Source organism: Agrobacterium sp. LMR679 (assembly GCF_027157905.1).
GTDB classification, from domain to species: domain Bacteria; phylum Pseudomonadota; class Alphaproteobacteria; order Rhizobiales; family Rhizobiaceae; genus Agrobacterium; species Agrobacterium leguminum.
In genome coordinates, this window is record NZ_JAPVOJ010000002.1 from 1534440 (window position 1) to 1551059 (window position 16620).

General features: G+C 53.3%; 19 protein-coding genes. 7 read left to right on the forward strand and 12 right to left on the reverse strand.

The annotated features are described in order from the left end of the window. The first annotated feature begins 283 nt into the window (after nt 1–283). The 5 genes from O3W47_RS18120 to O3W47_RS18140 all read left to right on the forward strand — a co-directional run bounded on the left by O3W47_RS18120 (nt 284) and on the right by O3W47_RS18140 (nt 6646). On the forward strand, nt 284–1399 hold the full coding sequence (locus tag O3W47_RS18120) for a DNA cytosine methyltransferase (RefSeq protein WP_269314306.1): 1116 nt from the start codon (nt 284–286) through the stop codon (nt 1397–1399). Beyond that, nucleotides 1400–4375: an ATP-binding protein gene (locus O3W47_RS18125; protein ID WP_269314307.1), complete on the forward strand. Its 2976-nt coding sequence runs from the start codon at nt 1400–1402 to the stop codon at nt 4373–4375. Further along, nucleotides 4368–5195 carry a response regulator receiver domain gene (locus O3W47_RS18130; RefSeq protein ID WP_269314308.1) on the forward strand — a complete coding sequence of 276 codons (828 nt, stop codon included), beginning with the start codon at nt 4368–4370 and terminating at the stop codon, nt 5193–5195. Before O3W47_RS18125 ends, O3W47_RS18130 begins: the two co-directional genes overlap by 8 nt. A gap of 175 nt (nt 5196–5370) precedes the next feature. Next, nucleotides 5371–6177 (forward strand): hypothetical protein, encoded by an 807-nt coding sequence (locus tag O3W47_RS18135; RefSeq protein WP_269314309.1) that lies wholly within the window; start codon nt 5371–5373, stop codon nt 6175–6177. Nucleotides 6178–6223: 46 nt separating this feature from the next. Beyond that, complete coding sequence (locus tag O3W47_RS18140; protein ID WP_269314310.1) at nt 6224–6646, forward strand: very short patch repair endonuclease; 423 nt, start codon at nt 6224–6226, stop codon at nt 6644–6646. A gap of 125 nt (nt 6647–6771) precedes the next feature. Here the strand turns inward: O3W47_RS18140 and O3W47_RS18145 are convergent, their stop codons facing one another. From O3W47_RS18145 to O3W47_RS18160, 5 genes are read right to left on the reverse strand one after another with little or no spacing between them, the layout of a single operon-like run. Then, complete coding sequence (locus O3W47_RS18145; RefSeq protein ID WP_269314311.1) at nt 6772–7380, reverse strand: hypothetical protein; 609 nt, start codon at nt 7378–7380, stop codon at nt 6772–6774. Beyond that, nucleotides 7343–8206, reverse strand: a complete 864-nt coding sequence (locus O3W47_RS18150) for a hypothetical protein (RefSeq protein WP_269314312.1) — start codon at nt 8204–8206, stop codon at nt 7343–7345. The genes O3W47_RS18145 and O3W47_RS18150 overlap by 38 nt, the downstream gene beginning before the upstream one ends. Beyond that, nucleotides 8169–8378, reverse strand: coding sequence for an SHOCT domain-containing protein (locus tag O3W47_RS25390; RefSeq protein WP_442864624.1), 210 nt, complete (start codon nt 8376–8378; stop codon nt 8169–8171). Before O3W47_RS25390 ends, O3W47_RS18150 begins: the two co-directional genes overlap by 38 nt. Continuing rightward, nucleotides 8279–8746 carry a DUF805 domain-containing protein gene (locus O3W47_RS18155; RefSeq protein ID WP_269314313.1) on the reverse strand — a complete coding sequence of 156 codons (468 nt, stop codon included), beginning with the start codon at nt 8744–8746 and terminating at the stop codon, nt 8279–8281. The genes O3W47_RS25390 and O3W47_RS18155 overlap by 100 nt, the downstream gene beginning before the upstream one ends. Nucleotides 8747–8797: 51 nt before the next feature. Further along, complete coding sequence (locus tag O3W47_RS18160; RefSeq protein WP_269314314.1) at nt 8798–9148, reverse strand: hypothetical protein; 351 nt, start codon at nt 9146–9148, stop codon at nt 8798–8800. A 103-nt stretch (nt 9149–9251) separates the two neighbouring features. Here O3W47_RS18160 and O3W47_RS18165 point away from each other — a divergent pair, with 103 nt between their 5' ends. Further along, a complete protein-coding gene (locus O3W47_RS18165; RefSeq protein ID WP_080855916.1) occupies nt 9252–9518 on the forward strand; it encodes a helix-turn-helix domain-containing protein in 267 nt (88 codons plus the stop codon). Between the two features lie 26 nt (nt 9519–9544). On the opposite strand, the gene O3W47_RS18170 is transcribed toward O3W47_RS18165, so the two are convergent. The 4 genes from O3W47_RS18170 to O3W47_RS18185 form a co-directional block, all read right to left on the reverse strand. Then, the gene (locus O3W47_RS18170; protein ID WP_269314315.1) at nt 9545–9910 is read right to left on the reverse strand and encodes a DUF3768 domain-containing protein; all 366 of its coding nucleotides are present in this window, start codon (nt 9908–9910) and stop codon (nt 9545–9547) included. A 5-nt stretch (nt 9911–9915) separates the two neighbouring features. Beyond that, complete coding sequence (locus O3W47_RS18175) at nt 9916–10521, reverse strand: hypothetical protein (protein WP_269314316.1); 606 nt, start codon at nt 10519–10521, stop codon at nt 9916–9918. A 168-nt stretch (nt 10522–10689) separates the two neighbouring features. Further along, nucleotides 10690–11574 (reverse strand): peptidoglycan recognition protein family protein, encoded by an 885-nt coding sequence (locus O3W47_RS18180; RefSeq protein WP_269314317.1) that lies wholly within the window; start codon nt 11572–11574, stop codon nt 10690–10692. Further along, nucleotides 11565–12473, reverse strand: a complete 909-nt coding sequence (locus tag O3W47_RS18185) for a glycoside hydrolase family 75 protein (protein WP_269314318.1) — start codon at nt 12471–12473, stop codon at nt 11565–11567. The genes O3W47_RS18180 and O3W47_RS18185 overlap by 10 nt, the downstream gene beginning before the upstream one ends. Before the next feature lie 153 nt (nt 12474–12626). Between O3W47_RS18185 and O3W47_RS18190 the strand changes: the two genes are divergently transcribed. Continuing rightward, nucleotides 12627–13214 (forward strand): hypothetical protein, encoded by a 588-nt coding sequence (locus O3W47_RS18190; RefSeq protein ID WP_269314319.1) that lies wholly within the window; start codon nt 12627–12629, stop codon nt 13212–13214. A 360-nt stretch (nt 13215–13574) separates the two neighbouring features. On the opposite strand, the gene O3W47_RS18195 is transcribed toward O3W47_RS18190, so the two are convergent. From O3W47_RS18195 to O3W47_RS18205, 3 genes are all read right to left on the reverse strand, one after another. Further along, a complete protein-coding gene (locus O3W47_RS18195) occupies nt 13575–13913 on the reverse strand; it encodes a hypothetical protein (protein ID WP_269314320.1) in 339 nt (112 codons plus the stop codon). Then, nucleotides 13885–15282 (reverse strand): DUF927 domain-containing protein, encoded by a 1398-nt coding sequence (locus tag O3W47_RS18200; RefSeq protein ID WP_269314321.1) that lies wholly within the window; start codon nt 15280–15282, stop codon nt 13885–13887. Before O3W47_RS18200 ends, O3W47_RS18195 begins: the two co-directional genes overlap by 29 nt. Nucleotides 15283–15402: 120 nt before the next feature. Beyond that, complete coding sequence (locus O3W47_RS18205; protein WP_269314322.1) at nt 15403–15831, reverse strand: hypothetical protein; 429 nt, start codon at nt 15829–15831, stop codon at nt 15403–15405. Nucleotides 15832–16620 lie beyond the last annotated feature (789 nt).

Below are 16620 nucleotides of genomic sequence, written 5' to 3' on the forward strand. Positions count from 1 at the left end.
CTTCTTGTATGCGTTGCGGAGATCAGCTTCATCAAGGCTAATCGTTAAGCCCCACCTGTTGTGCATGCGTCGCAGGACTAATGGAGGCTCCAAGAGCACAGCGATCGCAACGGAAATCGTGGCCAATTCGCATCAAAAGCATAAACAATTAACGGTTGTCGACCATAAACAGAACGAATATCTTCACAACGGCCCGTCCGTGTTTAATAATCGGGCCTAAGCAGATTGCATTTAATGAAGCGACAGCTGGCAGACCTTAAGTCTTCTGGCGCGGGGTGGGCGGTTGGAGCACGATACGAAGCTCAAGGTGGCGGATCTCTTTGCGGGAGCCGGCGGATTTTCGCTTGGGGCCATCGATGCTGGCTGTGACGTGGTCTTCGCGGTAGAGTTTAATCCTTATGCCGCGTCGACTTACAAACGCAATATTGGAAAACCGTCGCGCTCCAAGAATGTCGTTGTGTATAACGACGACATCACGAAGCTCGACCCAGCGGTCATTGCTCGCAAGCATTTTCCTAACGCTGAATGCGACTTGTTGCTCGGAGGCCCGCCCTGTCAGGGCTTCTCACGGCATCGAATCAAGAATGCTGGCGTCGCTGATCCTCGCAATGCCCTTATCCATGAGTACTTCGGATTCGTCAGGACGCTTCGTCCGCGCGCATTCCTGATGGAGAACGTTCCTGGTATGCTGTGGCCGCGGCACAAGGACTATGTCGACGAGTTCTATGCCCAAGCCCATGCTGGCGGTTACATGATCTACGATCCCGTCAAGATAGACGCCCGGGACTACGGTACTCCTCAGGCTCGCCAGCGAGTTTTCATCCTCGGTCTTCGTCAGGACGTTGTCGTGAAAGGTTTTGATTGGCCACCCCCGCCAACCCATTGCGAACGACGCGACCCGATGCCCGAAGGTCTAGAGCCGTGGAAGGAGTGCAGCTCGGCGTTCCTACCAGCTACCGAAGGCGATATGAACGACGTTCATATGCAACACGGTCAGACACTGATAGAAGCGTTTGCGAGCACGCCACATAATGGTGGTAGCCGGCATCAATCTAACCGAACCCTCGACTGCCACAAGGACCACGACGGCCATAAGGACGTCTATGGTCGGATAAACCCTAACAAGCCGGCACCGACTATGACCACGGCGTGCATAAATCCGTCAAAGGGACGTTTCGTGCACCCGACACTTAACCATGGGATCACCGCGCGCCATGCGGCGCGAATCCAGACCTTCCCGGACGATTTCGAGTTTGAAGGCGGCCTGACGGCGGCGGGTCAGCAGATCGGTAACGCCGTTCCGGTGGTGTTGGCCAAAATGTTGGTCCGCCATATCAAGTCGCTCCTTACTTCCGACGCGAATACTGAAAACACTATACCCCGTGTTAGGGTCATCTGAATGCATACGGTGAGCTTCAAGACGAGAGCCCGAACTGTTGACCATCTTGGTCGAGAGCAGATTGCAGACGTCCCCACGGCGATCTCAGAACTCTGGAAGAATTCGTACGACGCCTATGCTCGCAGCGTTTCGCTGACAATCTTCGATGAGACTCAATTGGTAGTGTCCATTACCGACGACGGGCACGGCATGAACTACGAAGAGCTCATCGATCGCTGGCTCGTCGTTGGCACCGAATCCAAGCTTTTTGAAGATACGCGCTCTGAAATCGACATGGATGGCCTAAAGATGCGATCCCGCCAGGGCCAGAAGGGTATTGGTCGGTTGTCCTCGGCGCATCTGGGACCCATAATGCTACTAATCAGCAAAAGGCGTGACCAGCAAGCCGCTGCGGCTCTGATCGACTGGCGACTATTCGAGAATCCCTTTCTCATCTTATCTGACATAGAGATACCCGTCGTTAGTCTCGCTTCGCCGGAAGATATTACGCAACGGCTGCCGGAGATGATCTCGGCGCTACTGCAAAACGTGCACGGCGACGGGACAGGCAGCGAGCGAGAAAAACGCGTGGTTTCGGCATGGGCGAACTACGACCACGTTGTCGTAGCCAATACCACCGACCCTTCGGCCGTACGGCCATCTCAGCTTGTTCTTGAGGGATGCAGTGAATTTCAAGTTCTGGACCAGCATTTGGCTCTTTGGCCAGTGTGGACCGGCCTGCGCGATCACGGCACGGCTATGGTTGTGTCGAGGGCAACGGATGAGTTCTCCGTCTTCCTGCCCGCCAACAAAGATTTGCAGGCCGCGGACGATGATCGCAGGAGATTTCTTTCTACCCTTGGTGGGTTCGTTGATCCGCTTTTCGATCCGATGCGGCCCGATATCGAAGCCGTGAGGCCAGATTTCGACTATTGCGTCGATGTGTATTCTAACGGGCACCGGACTCCAGTCATCTCGTCGAGCGATGACTTCAATCGCACTTTGACCGATCAGATGGAGCATATCGTTGATGGCCGAATAGGGGAGGATGGCGTGTTCCGCGGCCAGATCAAGTCATTTGGGAAATGGCGCAAGACCGGCAGCGACTACGTCGTGGCGCCGCCGAAGGACTTTACACTGCCGGTCGGCACTGGCTCTCGATTGGGGCCCATGGATATCTACATTGCCACCTACGAGCAGGAGCCTAAGAATTCGACCCACACGCCCGCTGAGATGAAACGTATGAGGGATCTCACCGAGAACCACGCGGGTCTGATGATCTATCGTGATTCGTTGCGAGTGTTGCCTTACGGTAGAGAAGACAACGATTTTTTCGAAATCGAAAAACGCAGAAGCATAAATGCGGGTCGCGAGTACTGGAATGCGAGGCGGATATTCGGTCGAATAGCGATAACACGAAACGAAAACCCAAATCTTAAAGATAAGGCTGGCAGAGAAGGCTTCATCGTAAACAGGGCGGCAAAGACCCTGAAGATTCTGGTCACCAACATCCTGCGTGCCGCTGCGTATGACTACTTTGGATCTAACTCCGAGGACCGCAAAGCGGAGACGGAGGTGACGCAACGCAACTTTGCGGAGCAAAGAGCGAGGGATCATCAGGCAAAGCTGCGAAAGTCTCATAGGACGAAATTTCGCACGAGATTGAGGGCGCATCTTGCCTCCATCCCCTCGGTAAGCGAACAGATTAAGCACGATCTGGAATCCGTTCGCATCGAGACGGCGGAGGATATAACCTCAGCTCAAGAAGTACTTGAGAAGGCGCAGGATAGTGTTTCCGAGCTGCGTCTTCCAGGCGCCCCGAGCCCACTGGGCTCGCTTGAGGACGATTATCGCGCTTATCGCAAATCCGTGTTCGATATTAGCCAGTTAGTGAACGGCTTTTCCGAGCGTTTGGCCGAGGCCGTGGAGAGGATCTCGCCCAAGTCTCCTCAAGAGATTCTCGCGAAGCAGATCCAGCGCAATGAGGCGCAATTATCATCTCGCGTTACGAGATGGGCGAAAGAAATAAGGGGTCTACAGGACGGAGAGCGCGAACGTATCGCCAGCTTGATCAGCGAAAGAAACAAGCTACTTAGATTGGAAACTTCGCCGCTTGTCGGGCAAGTCGAAGACGAGCGATTGAGCCTGTCGGCCGCCGCCAAAGCGGTTTCTGCGGCCAAGGCTCGGATCGAGACTGAGAACGAACTGCTTTTCCAAAACTACATTTTCGCACTTGAGAATATGCGAGACAGCATCGACGTTCAAGCCGTAGCGGTGCTGGGCGGAGATGAGAACTCGGAGCTTAGGAGCCAGGTTGACCGTCTGAATGGCCTCGCCCAATTAGGCATCACCGTCGAATTTCTCGATCACGAGTTCCATGCTCACGATGCCGCGATCGTGAATGGTCTCGCAAAGCTCAAGTCCGATCCAACGGATGGCCAAGCGCTGCAGCGGGTCGACTTGGGCTATTCCGGCCTCAAACAAATCATCGATTTTCTGGGTCCACTTAGGATGGCCGGTCGGGTCCGTACCGAAGTCATCCCAGGAGCTAGGATCTACGACTACGTTGCAGATTTTTTCGACAGAGTAATTCGAGACAACGGAATAGATTTTACAGCGACTGAGTCATTCCTAGCATTTTCTATATACGAGCAGCAGTCGCGTCTGCTTCCGGTATTCATCAACCTAATCAACAACAGCATCTATTGGCTCATCAATTCAAGGACGTCCTCTCCCCGGATTGTCCTCGATTTCCGAGACGGCGAAGTCATCGTCGCCGATAATGGGCCCGGCATTGACGACATTGATATTAAGAGGCTTTTCACTTTGTTCTTCACCCGCAAGCTGGAGGGTGGCCGGGGAGTCGGCCTTTATCTTTGTCAGGCCAATTTGGCCGCGGGAGGTCACCAAATCACCTACGTGCAGGACAACGACAAAATGGTCCTGCCTGGAGCAAACTTCGCAATCGCGTTTCGGGGTGGCAACAACAATGGCTGACGGAGTATCTACGGCTGACCAAACCATCAATCTATCTAGTTTGGTTAAGGAAGCTTTCATCGATCCCATCCGATCGGTTCTGATCATCGATGACGAGTATCCTACTTGGGAACATGTCTTCGGTGCTGGCTTCGACCACTCGGAGAAGGGGCGATGGAAGGACAAAGAGGACATTACTGCGTTGATTGGTCAGTTCCGGCAGAAGTCCAAGGCGATGACCATCGATATCCACGATGGCGAGGATAACTCCGACATCGGCACCTATCTCCATCAGTCGGATCTCCTTGTGCTTGACTACCAACTCGAAAAGGGTGGAAAGGATGGTGCGCGTGCCATCGGGATAATGAAGTCCCTCTTTAAGAACCGCCATTTCAATCTCATCGTTATGCACACCGCAGCTGAACCTTTGCTCGAGCCCTTCCAAACGGTCCTTGATGCCCTCCTGCGTCCATCGGCGGAGGTCAAAGACCTGGGGCCCGCGGGACAGGCGGTGATCGATGGTTTGGAGGAAGATGCCGACAGTGATCCAGAACTGAAAGACATTTGGAACAGGTTGAAGGCGACCGTCGGGCGCGACATACACTTTTTATACCGGCAACAGGTTCAGAAAGGGAAGAAAGCGACAGGGTTCGTAAGTTCGGAGGGAAGACTGATTGCCTTCCGCGAACTGTGTACAAAAGCGAAGCTGGACCGCGACAAGCAGGTAAAGGTCTTCTGCCGGATACTCCAGACGTACGAACAAACCTACGACGAATCGGATGATCGCCCTTTGGACATCCGTTGGAGCGCCCCTGATCAGGGTCGTCGCCCATGGATTTGAACACCCGGCGGTTTCGTTGCATTCGCGGGCAAAAAAGACCCACAACTCCTCACCGCTTTGGCGGAGGCCATCGAGGATTGGAAGCCTTCGCCATCTCGGATGATCTCATCGAAGATCCGTGCCGCTATCAGTGCGGAAGGCTCTTACGCCGAGGAATCTGCCCTTAGCGACAAGCATGTTTACTGGCAATATTACGATGAGCTTTCGAAGTCGCCCAAAGGGCGACGCAGGGCACAGCCACCGCAAATCGCTACTTGAGGCGCACGCCGCCCGACACGTTGAGCGATTGCTCGACGTTGTGGGCGGAGAGGCAATTAAGTTCGGCATTAAACTCGTTGATTGTGACCCCGTTTCAATGGATGCGAAGGTCGAAGGGTTCAGCAGTCACTACAACCTTCGCGTCAGAAGCGATGAGGAGAAGAGGGAAGCGCTCTATCGCTATAACTCGCACATTTCGACCAAACCCGTATCCGGTTGGCATCTTCATCCTGGGCACATTATTAAAGTGGATGGTAGTTTTTGGGTATGCGTATCGCCAGCATGCGACCTTGTCCCGAATCAAAAGGGTAAGGCTGCTATAAATGAGTCAATCGTGGCCAAGATAAAGCCATTTATGGCGGTGCAACTTCAGCGCCGATCGAAACCACTCGGTAAAGAGGAGGTCAACTCCAATACGTTCGTTTTTCTCAAGGGCCAAGACGGAAAAGTGAATGCCTATAGTATCTACGATGGTGGAGAGAACCCTTCACCCGTTTGGCGACTTTTCAATGCCGAACAATTCGGAGTCTTCGAGATCGATCCAGTCACTAAGACGGCCCCTTTGAAGGTTCGCTACTTGTGCGGGTCTACAGGTAAGCTCACCTTGAGGACACGTCGCGCTCATGTCATTGCGCAACTGAGGTATGAGTATGCGCTCAATCTCATACAAAAACTTGGCGTGGAGATGACTAGGGTAGGACTGGACTACGTTTCGCCGTCTTGATGCGGTTAGTGCTGGCAACGCCCTTTTTAGATGGTTAAGCGGAAGAATGGACGAGGAGGAGCAAAACGTCTCGCAGCAACGACGCCGTAACATGCAGGCTGTCAGGAGCCGCGACACGAAGCCTGAAATAGCCGTCCGAAAATTACTTCATCGCCTTGGTTATAGGTTTCGGCTTCAACGGTCGGATCTTCCTGGGAAGCCGGATATTGTCTTGCCGCGCCACCGGTTGGCTGTCTTCGTCCACGGATGCTTTTGGCATCGCCATAATTGCAAGCGAGCTACGATGCCAAAGACGCGCACCACGTTCTGGGAGGCCAAGCTATCAGCTAACGTAGATCGCGATGCACGGGCGATGGCAGCGCTGGGCAAGCTCGGTTGGCGAACTGTGGTGATCTGGGAATGTGAAATTGGTGATCATCAACTCCTTTCCGATCGTATCAATATCGCGCTTGAGCCCGGAACAAACTAAGTTCAATAAAAAGTCATAATTCCGGTAGCGCTTTCAAAGCAGTCACCCCCTGGGCGAGCCTCAGTCCGGTTTTGGCCGAGATTCCCTAAATTGTGCTGACCTTGCCGCCGAAATTTAACGTGCGCTCATTTTTCACCGGCACAAACGCGTACGCTTCTGCTCTTCCAGCATTTTCCATCACGCTCCATTTCTCCCAGTCGCGTGTGGGCGTGCGTTGATCCCGCCGTTTCATTCCACCAGCCGTCGGCAGTTTTTTTGTCGATCTCGACTATAGCGAAGTAACCGTTTGCCTCCATGACGAAGCTGCCGTCCATGCTCCCGTATGGCCCCCAATAGCATGCACCATCTATCGCTTTTCTTCCGTCGACTTCCAGAACGCAGCCCTTCCGATTTGGAGGTGTTTGTTTCGCCGCAGGATAGTTGCTCGCCTTTTCCGTCTTTGAAGCAGGTTTGTTGAAACATGCCTGAAACTGAGAGAAAGGCGCCGCGGCATCGGCAAGGCTGATGGCAATCGTTTTGCCATCAAGGTCGGCGATTTCTAGTTTTTTGCCTTTCTTGCCGTCATCGAGGATTTGCGGTGAGAGTTCGTAGAAGCCGTGCCAGCCGAAATAGTCTTCTGGATGGCCGTTGGACATTTGAACCGCCTTATCATCGACCCGCCAGGACGCGCGAACAGTGCCGTCAAAGTTTCCGTTCTCAACAAACGCGACGAAATCCTTGCCCGGCGCGCCCATAAAGCCGACCGTTACGTCGCCCTGTTTCGTTTCCACAAAACACGTATCGCCCCAATCCTCCTCGCGTTGTTCGAACTTCCACGGTGATGTTGAGGCGGCGGTGGCTGCGGCTGACTTCGGCGGCGGGTTTTGAAGCATTACACTGCGGTTTGCAGGCGCTTGCCCGGCTGTTCCGGCACCTTCGCCTGATGGCTGGGCAAACGGCGACGTGGACGAAGCTTGAGAGGGCCTTGAACAGTGATGGGCCAAGCCCGGTTAAAGTGGATATGCAGGTATCGAAGCCAGTTCCTAGCGCTATTGCCTCTTTATAGCTCATCACCGGCACGAGCCACGGCGGCTCATTTCCTTGGAAGGTGATTGCTAATGGCGCTGGCTTGTTCGCCGAGATCGCTGTTCCCAGAATGGTGGTGACCTTGAAACCACCCCCGTCGTCCGCAACGGTCTCGGGAATTTCGCCATATAGCTCATCGCCGTTGACCACCTTCGAAACGAACTGAATGTTACCGGCCCATTCGGTTCCGATGCTGACATTGGTTGTCTGGCCAGCGGGAAGATTCCAGTTCTGCTTGGTAACGCGCAGCCGTGGGACGATTTTGTCGATGCCGATCAGCGTATATTCGATCGCGACCGACTTCCCTGACCACGCCGTGCTGCGGAAACCACAAAATGCTTCATCGCCAAAAGGATCTGGCGTCTTTAACACAACCTGCCAGCTATTACCTTTGTGGTAGGAGTGTTCTCCGGCGATGGCAGGTGTTGAGATTGAACCCGCGATAGCAGCGCTGAGGCTAAGTACGGCTAGAAGTATTCCAGCATTCCTGGTCATGATGATTTTTCCATGTGAGATGGGGCAGTCCGGTGCTTCCCCCTAGAAGGTTGCTGCCGATGATACCCGCCTTCATCGTTTCAAATTCCTCGGCGGTGATCGCACCTGAAGAGCGCAGGGCAGCCAATTTTTCGATGCGCTCAATCTGTTGGTCCGGGCCTGAAGGGGGCAAAGGCGGGGCACGGTGCTGATCAAGGCTTTGGGGAAGTCCGTTGACCCACGCTTTGCCGGGGTGCTGCCGATCACGATGAATGCAACGACCCCGACAAGCGGTATTAGGCAGGTCAGCACAAACCAGCCGCTTTTCTCAAGGTCATGCAGACGCCTGACGATCACAGCGAGTGAAGGGACATAGTGCCCCATGATGATCAATGCCGAGACGAGGGGCTGCGGCTCATGTGGCCCGGCAATGGCGACATCGACAATCAATCCACCGATGGCTAAACCCAGCAACGCGAGGTGGTAGTACCAAAACTCCTTTCGTGTGGATCGGCCTGAAAAGGTGGCGTAGCGGCGCATGGCGTCGAGGTAGGCGCTCATGAATACTCCCCGGTGTATGGCTGTTGTCGTGGGATTTAGGCTGTAAGGCTTTCACGCCGCTGACTGGTTTTTCTTCCGCTTGGCCGAGCGCCACGTGAAGAAGCCCATGACGGCAAGCACGAGGGCAATGACGCCCCATACCGACATATCCCCAAAGGTGCCTTGCGAGGACGCGATAAAGGCCATCAGCCCCGATACGAGGAAGATGATGGCACCCACTAGCGGCAGGCCGAAAGAGAAAGCGCCACCGATCACCAACAGCACGCCCGTCAGCATTCCCACCGCACCGGCGCTGCCTGTAGCTTGATCGTTCAGCAGGCCGCTTCCCGCCGTCACCGCGCATGATTGCAGCAGCACCAACAAGCCGAGGAAGAGTCCGATAATTCCAACTGCGATTTTCATAAATACCCCTTAAGTGAAGTGATCGAGTCAATGCTCGTTTAAGATTTAATATGGGACTGTTGGTCCGTCGATTGTCAAGCCGTGAATATGGCTTTCTGCGCTCATGGATGTTCGCAAAACAATCGGTTGGAACTTACGACGCCTGCGCGTCGACAAAGGCCTCTCGCAAGAACGGCTGGCTTTAGAGGCTGGTATTGACAGGTCGTATGTTGGGCGAGTCGAACGCGGTATGGAAAACGTGACTGTTTCCACGCTTGAAGCGATATCGCTCACCCTTGATGTCCACGTATCGGAGCTCTTTGCGGCCGTTGACGACAAGTTGGCTTCGCCCAAGCCATTGAGAGCAGGGCGAAAGCCGAAGGCTGGGTGAGCACCCACGGATACAGCCGCCACGGCTCAATACTCATCTGCCCGCATGACGGTGAGCACCCGGCAGGTTACATCGTCATCTGCTGGATCGGATGATCCGAATTGCAGGTCCAGGTCGTAATAGTCGATCTTCCAAAAGAACACGGCGTCTTCGAGCGTGACGGCACCGAAGTCATGCTCGCCGTAGGGGTCGTTATTCGGCGAGAAATCATCGAACGCCTGCACCGCCAATAGGACTGTTTGCTGATGATCGGCGCTGAGGTTCGTGACTCCCGGCGTCAGCAGCACTCGTCCGCCGGAGAAGCTTTTTCGAAAGGCGTCGTTTTTATCGCGGATGGCTGCGGCCCGATTGGCCGCATCCTCGCTGATGTTCTGTTTCAAAGCGCAGCCCATGACGATCACTTCTCGACATAGGCAGGGTGAATGAGGGCCACCTGATCGACGCGGCGGGTGAAAGGCAGCATGTCGAGATAATCGCGCCACTTGAGGCGAAGCCCCGTGTCGCCCTCGATCTTGATGACGGTGGCTTCATACCACCCCTCCAAAGGGCCTTCAGTCGCCAGCACGAGGCTGCCCACCGTCAACTGGTCCCAGCTTTCGGGCATATTTTTGGGCGGAACAGGGTAGCCCGTTTCGGGCGCGGGGTTATCCGGTACCACACGCGGCTGCTCCAGCCGTTGGCGCTCCTCATCGGACAGGTGGGCGGCGATGGCCTGATAGAGGTCTTGCTTAACAAACGGCACGAAGGCCTTGCCGCTATCGAACAGCTTGCCCTGCGGCAACCGGCCAAGAAACGCCCTGAGTTCGTCGCCTTCCACCTTGAGCGCCACCATGCCCATCAGTTCGGCAGCCTTCTCAGCTGCGCGGGTATCGGTGGCAGGGAAGAATGAGGCGTGGGGCCTGCCGTTGTCGTCACGGCCGAGAATGATGACGGGGCAGGGCAGGGTGACGGCAGGGGTGGCGGGTAAGGCGGTGGTAGTGGGTGCAGCGGTTGAAACGTTCATGATTGTAGCTCTCCAAAACAAGAAGAGGGGCCGAACGGCCCTCGTACCGGCAGCAGCGCCGGCGTGTTATGGTATAGCATTACAACTAAAGATTGTCAAATATGCGAGCGCAACCCAAGGGTCGCTAGTTACCGAGCCCAGAACTGCATAGCGGATTTCAAACCGAAATTAGTGTCGGATAGAATCTAGCAGCCGTCCCAATGCAGCGTCGAAATTGTCCAAGCGAAAGTTTTGCGGGTCATCGTGCCCGTCACTCAACCCCTCATCGATCGCCGCATGAAACGCAGGAATCAAGCCGACACCTGCACGGGCGCTCGCTACGAGATATAGGAGTGCGAGACGTTCGTATTGTACTTGAGAGAAGCCGGGTGTCGGCGCATTTCCATCGGCTTGGCTGGGATGGCCCCGGCGTGGCTGGACATTTTCAATGTGAAGAAACATGCCGCGAGACAAGGTGCCAATCTTGAGTTCCAGCTTGGTTGCGCGCCAAGGCACCTTGAAATCATGGCCGACGTAAATTTCGCCTCTACGGTTTATAAAGATATGGGCCTTCGCATCGGACTGGCTGACAAAGCCGTCCAGCCGATTAACTTGATTGCTGCGATCAATGTCTTCAGGAAAATTGGCACTGCCGAAGTTGGGCCAACTTGTGTCGTGAATCACAAAGTAACGTGCTGTCGGTGCATGCGAGCTGTTTGAATTTCCGCGAGAGAGGGGCGTGTCGAGACTACCGCCTAGCCCCTCTTCCGTTAGGCCAAGGCGCCCGATAGCGCCTCTAATCTGTGCCTTGGAGATGGTTAGTGGTTGCCCGATAAAACCCGCAAGATTCGGCGGTACAGCAGCGGGAGTAGCCTCTACATTTCCATGAATTCTTACTTTGCGGAGTAGGCAAGACGCCTGCTCCATGGGATTACCGGCAAAGGCCATGGTTTCGGTGTCGAATTTGCATTTCCCAAAAGTCGCAGCAATGGTTTGAGCCGGCGTGATGGCGATTATAATAATGCTCAGTGAAGCAAGGTAACGGACCGCGAAACTGTCTGAGATTATGGGCATGTTCTGCCCCCAGTCAGTTTGAGCTTTTCCTTAGCGAAAGCGCACAGTTTTGAAATGGCGTTTTGCGGGTTGATATCCGCGCTTCTACTGCCCGGATATGCTATGAAAACTACATCTCCGCCAAGTCCGTGGTTCTTGTAGGGATAAACGTTGCCGGAACCAACACACGTCTGCCCGTCATTACTCCACTTCTTGCAACGGCTTTCGCCAATCGCCTCGAAAACCCTACTTGAACCTTCCCCCAGCCTCATGAAAGGACCGCCATCCCCAATTAACACAGGGGTCCATTGATCCTTGTAAACAACGACGCCCATGTCACCTAAACTCAAACCCGTTTTATCTGCGAACATGCGACCCATCTCACTGCTCCTGCTGCCAGTAATTTTGGAGAGGCCGGCAGTAGGTATCACGATGTAAGGGATCCGATCAGGGTTGATCTGAGCCGATCGCGCGGAAGGATCGCTTGAGCCCGGCCACTTGTATGCTGTTTCCTTTAAGTCCGTAGCGCCCGGCAAACCATTCCACGCTGCCCAAGAGCCGTCCACGTCAAGTGCCATTTTACTTCGCCAGTAGATTGCCCCGTCTCCAAGATGCAATAAGGCCCGTACATTGCTGGGATCACGACTGCACAAATAGTATTGTTTGGCATCGGGAACATTGGGAAGCTTCAAGTCAAACCCTAGGAAGTGGTCTTTCTGTCTGCGCTCAGCCGTTGTTCCATCGCATTTTTGGAAGGCCAATCTGTAGGTTTCATCAAGCGGTACGCCCAATGAAAAATCAATAGCATTTAGCAGTCCTGCAGATTGTGTTGGTGGCTCAGTAGCATTGGCTTGAATAGCTAGTAGAACGCCCAACAGAGAGGCGAACATATGCATTCTCATGGGCATAAATGACGACATTGCCAGTCTCCATCGTCTGCCTTTGAAGAACTGTCTTCCCCAAACGGCGTTCTTTTAATTTCACTTAGATTGTGCAATCTTACCGATAATAGCAATAGACGTGTCTCTTCAGGTTGAGCAAAAATTCACGATAATTTCCGGTGGAGAGCAGAGATGGAGAAAACTATTCTCGATGAAATCAAAAAAACCGCGCTTGTTGTTATCTTTATCGCATCCAGCTTGTATCAAGTTCACGCTGCAGAAAGTAATATTAGCTCTCAAATAGATGAAACAAAACGCCGGTTTGAGGATCGCCTAGCCAGTGGACAGTATATGAAGTCTTCATGCGAGCCGATTAGAGATAAAGACTGGACCGGCGTTGATCTTTTACGTTGCACCTATCGGGAATTAGGTGCTGAGGCGACGGTAACGCTTGCTCTACCGACAGCAACGCAGCTCGCACGTTGGACTATTTATGCTTGCTTAGACGCCGGCGCTAAGAACATTAAGGCCTGCTCCCGGCATATCGAAAAGCGTATTTGGCAGGCATCGAACGGTCAGTTTCCCGTCAACGGCTATGTAATTGAGCCGCATTCGGTAATCGGCGGCGCCTCGAACAAACCTTACTGCTTTCTTTTTCGTGACGGGGTAACAGTAAGGACGGGGAAGGTAACCTCGCGCCCACCACAGAATGGCAAACATGTGCTCCGCAGGCCGCGGAAAACGACGAGATCACGAGGGCTTTCACGTACGCACGGGTAGCCTCAACTACTCGAGCAGAGTTTGCTCTTGCCACCGGAGCTCCGCGCGTGACTGAGTTAACTGGGACAGCTTTTCCTGACGCGGTACGGAGGGAAATGGTGGCCGCATGGGGATCTAACCGCAATCGACTGATTTCTGGTGCGGCAATCAGCGACAGGATTAAAGGGATGTTTGACTGAAATCATTTCTGTGCGGAGAAAGATTGCGTCGTACCGCATGAAACATGCGTCCCAATTTCGCCGGCGAGGCTACAGTGAATTTGGCCAAAAAGACGCGCCAATAGCGACGGGATAGACATGTGACGATACGAGGGGCTGAGATGACCCCTCGTGCCGACAACAACTTCCGCTGGTGATCCCACTATGCTCCCTTCTTTTCTTCGTGGAAGCAAATCACCTTCGGAACTTCCGAAATTTTAAAGACATAGAAGACGTCGCGCTGATCTTTATTTCCGTCGTGTCGCAGAGCCAGCTTTGTCTGAAGGTTATTCTCTCCGCAACGGAGCACGCCCTCTTTCTTTAGCAATTTGAGGCCAGCAGTAGAGATACCTGTGCTGGCAAGGCGAGCTTTAGGAACAGCTAGAAGCAATGCCTTATCTCTTCCGGTGTGGATAAACCCTGCTATGTTCTTAAATTTCTTCTCCTTGAGTAGCGGCTTCTTTCCGCGCGCATCAGCGAAACAGTTCGAAGTGTCGGTCATGTAGGCAACTAGACGAGGATCGCTGCCATTTGGTTTGGAAACATTGCCGTATTGCCGCCAAGCACGGACGATGCCCCGTTTGACGTGGCCCCATTTTTTTCTTTTCAAGCGTCCCTAGGTGAAAGGCCAGAGACGCTGTTGCATAGGAGAGTGCGAAGGATTGAGACCGACGATACAAAACTGCATCCGTTCCGGCGCTTTCTAAACAAATCTTTTTTAGAAATATTTCAAGTGCGCCACGAAGTACACTTCTTACCTTCTCCGAGTCCTGACTCAAGGCCTGCAAGATATCTTGTATGTAGGCACGGGCCAGCAATCCGTAATTATGTTCTGTGATTTTAAAGATATGGCTCATCGCGTCGTCGACTGTTTCGAAGCCCGCTGGTGTGGTCTCGAAAAAGCTCGAGGACGCCGTGGGTAATTGAAACGAAATCAGGCGGACTTCCAATGCACGCTTAACGTCATCACTGGCTGGGAGAATCAGGTGCATCGGCTGGTTTGAGGTGGAAAGCATAGCTATAGAGTGATCACGATGCTCCACTCCAGATCGAGCTCGACCTTGGCCGGAAGATAGACGATGCACCGTATTGAGAATCTTGTCAGCGCGCGTTTTCTCATTGGAATGGGCCAGAGTCGCTTCGTCGAGAATGAGCAAATGGTCATTAAAATCTAAAAAAAGCTCCTCGATTTTTTGTTCCGACATATTCCAGTCCCGGGCGTAACCATTACTGGAATGCCCTTTGCCCCAAGCTGATGCAGCGAGCGTGCAAGTAAGTGCGGACTTATATGTGCTTGTCCGCCCAACCAGCTCAAACATCATATTTTCAGCTTTGTACCCGCTGCCCATAGCAAATGGTTTCACTAGCGGAGTTAAGCCGTAGAAAAACAGGGTGATGGGCACGGACTGGTCGCGTATGACTTTGGCTATTCCTGCTTCGTATGCCTTCAAATCTCCGGCCTTGGCAATTCGATCCTGATGCTCAACCGTAGAAAACACGCGAAGCTTGGCTTCAGAATTAATCACTGTGCCGTCACCGTAGACAAAGTAGCGAGGTATGGAACGACGCTCATAACCGACGCGGGTAGCGACGATGGCGTTGTCGTCGATCTTGGCAACTTCGATACACTCGGTGACCCTTTTTTTGTCGATGGCTGAGACTGCCAGAATACCAATGCGCCCGAGATCACCCAAAACCTGCTGCCTTTTTTCGACAACCAGTTTGCTTGGCCGGATCAGCTGTCGACCACGAGCCTCAAATAAATAGTACAGGTTTTCGTCGTCTCCGTTGAGGATTGAAACACTCAGTTCTGCTGGCGAGGATATGGTCGCCGAAAGTGTAGAATCTGTGCTCAGGCCCATTTTTTTCATGATTGGGGGCGGGGTGGGCTGTGTTAGCAGGTGCAGTTGTCAACCCCTCAACGCCAAACCGCTTTTTGTGAGCCTCTTTGAGCTTGGCGGAAGCCTCAAGAAGGGGTTTCTTGGTATCTTTCATTTGAGTGCCCTCACGATGGTTGCCATTTCGGCGTTGATAAAAAGTGCTGTGACTGAAGTGGCGAAACCGCCAAACTGGATCGCATGAGTGATTGGCAATGTGGCCATGCATCGCAGCCACAGATTGGCCTCCACGGTGCGCATGCGGTTGGAGGCGCGATTGGTTCGCCCGTTTGATCCAAGATATTCAACCCTGTCCTGGGCTTTCATTTTGGTGAGGTAACCTAGGAGGTTTCCGAGCTCGGAATTCTGGATGAATGACACTCTGACGGGTTTGTCGCGCCCCCGTGCTCCACGTGGTAACCGGACCTGAAATGCGGCTTTCAAGGCTTCGACTGGCGCGCCGCCCACGATCAAATGGACGTGGGGTTCAAAAACGTAGGGCTCTTCAAGGCTGTGATTTCCGGACATCTCGTATGCAGCCAAGAATATCGGCTTGTATCCATCGCTCCGAAGCTTTTCGATTGCTGACCTAACCTTTCGGCGAGGTGGATCAAAACTCTTATTGGTTGCTGAGGGCGGTGAAACGCGCCACCTCTTGTCGGCGACGATGACGTGATAAAAATCTAGTTTGGATCGCGTCAGGAGCGGATGGATTACTCCAGCCATAAAAAGCTGAAGTCGGGCCCGTTCAAAAGACAGGCAGCGCTTAGACGCGAGCTATCCAAACTTTTCCAAGTCGGATGAAGTGTCGGCGTGCGATCTCCCAAAGAGCTAAATCGAGTGATCTGCTTGCGAGGTATAGCAGCAGAGTTGAATTCGGATTTTGGCAGTCGCGCTTTGACCGCCTTTGCAAGAGATCGATGTTTCTTTTTTTTCCAAAGGTCTATTGGTTTAACCAAGGGTGCCTCCATAGGCGCACAGGTTCGCATTCGAAGAAGCAGAGGCTCTCCGATGGTTTGGCGTTGAGGGGTTGAGAGGGATCCAGAATTAAGGTGAGGAAGCCTCAGCTAGATTTCGCTGTGGCCTCGCACGAGGAAACTTCTTAAAAGCAGTAGTGGTAATTACCTGCTAGTTTTCTCGATTGTGGCAATAAGAGAGCGGATATCTTCCGCGCGCCAAACAGTCACCCTCGCTGATATTTTACGGGGCTGTGGATACCTGCCACTTTTTACTCCAGCCCAAAAACTTGATTTACTAATGGGCAATGGACCGTAGGGCCCAAGTATCTGGTTCAGGCGCACATATCCGCTCACTGGAAATTCTTTAATATAG

Bases quoted from the DNA above. Each gene is read 5' to 3' on its own strand.
- O3W47_RS18125 (WP_269314307.1), top strand. From the start codon at position 1,400: ATGCATACGGTGAGCTTCAAGACGAGAGCCCGAACTGTTGACCATCTT.
- O3W47_RS18130 (WP_269314308.1), top strand. From the start codon at position 4,368: ATGGCTGACGGAGTATCTACGGCTGACCAAACCATCAATCTATCTAGT.
- O3W47_RS18135 (WP_269314309.1), top strand. From the start codon at position 5,371: ATGTTTACTGGCAATATTACGATGAGCTTTCGAAGTCGCCCAAAGGGC.
- O3W47_RS18140 (WP_269314310.1), top strand. From the start codon at position 6,224: ATGGACGAGGAGGAGCAAAACGTCTCGCAGCAACGACGCCGTAACATG.
- O3W47_RS18145 (WP_269314311.1), bottom strand. From the start codon at position 7,380: ATGGGCGCGCCGGGCAAGGATTTCGTCGCGTTTGTTGAGAACGGAAAC.
- O3W47_RS18150 (WP_269314312.1), bottom strand. From the start codon at position 8,206: ATGACCAGGAATGCTGGAATACTTCTAGCCGTACTTAGCCTCAGCGCT.
- O3W47_RS18155 (WP_269314313.1), bottom strand. From the start codon at position 8,746: ATGAGCGCCTACCTCGACGCCATGCGCCGCTACGCCACCTTTTCAGGC.
- O3W47_RS18160 (WP_269314314.1), bottom strand. From the start codon at position 9,148: ATGAAAATCGCAGTTGGAATTATCGGACTCTTCCTCGGCTTGTTGGTG.
- O3W47_RS18165 (WP_080855916.1), top strand. From the start codon at position 9,252: ATGGATGTTCGCAAAACAATCGGTTGGAACTTACGACGCCTGCGCGTC.
- O3W47_RS18170 (WP_269314315.1), bottom strand. From the start codon at position 9,910: ATGGGCTGCGCTTTGAAACAGAACATCAGCGAGGATGCGGCCAATCGG.
- O3W47_RS18175 (WP_269314316.1), bottom strand. From the start codon at position 10,521: ATGAACGTTTCAACCGCTGCACCCACTACCACCGCCTTACCCGCCACC.
- O3W47_RS18180 (WP_269314317.1), bottom strand. From the start codon at position 11,574: ATGCCCATAATCTCAGACAGTTTCGCGGTCCGTTACCTTGCTTCACTG.
- O3W47_RS18185 (WP_269314318.1), bottom strand. From the start codon at position 12,473: ATGTCGTCATTTATGCCCATGAGAATGCATATGTTCGCCTCTCTGTTG.
- O3W47_RS18190 (WP_269314319.1), top strand. From the start codon at position 12,627: ATGGAGAAAACTATTCTCGATGAAATCAAAAAAACCGCGCTTGTTGTT.
- O3W47_RS18195 (WP_269314320.1), bottom strand. From the start codon at position 13,913: ATGACCGACACTTCGAACTGTTTCGCTGATGCGCGCGGAAAGAAGCCG.
- O3W47_RS18200 (WP_269314321.1), bottom strand. From the start codon at position 15,282: ATGAAAAAAATGGGCCTGAGCACAGATTCTACACTTTCGGCGACCATA.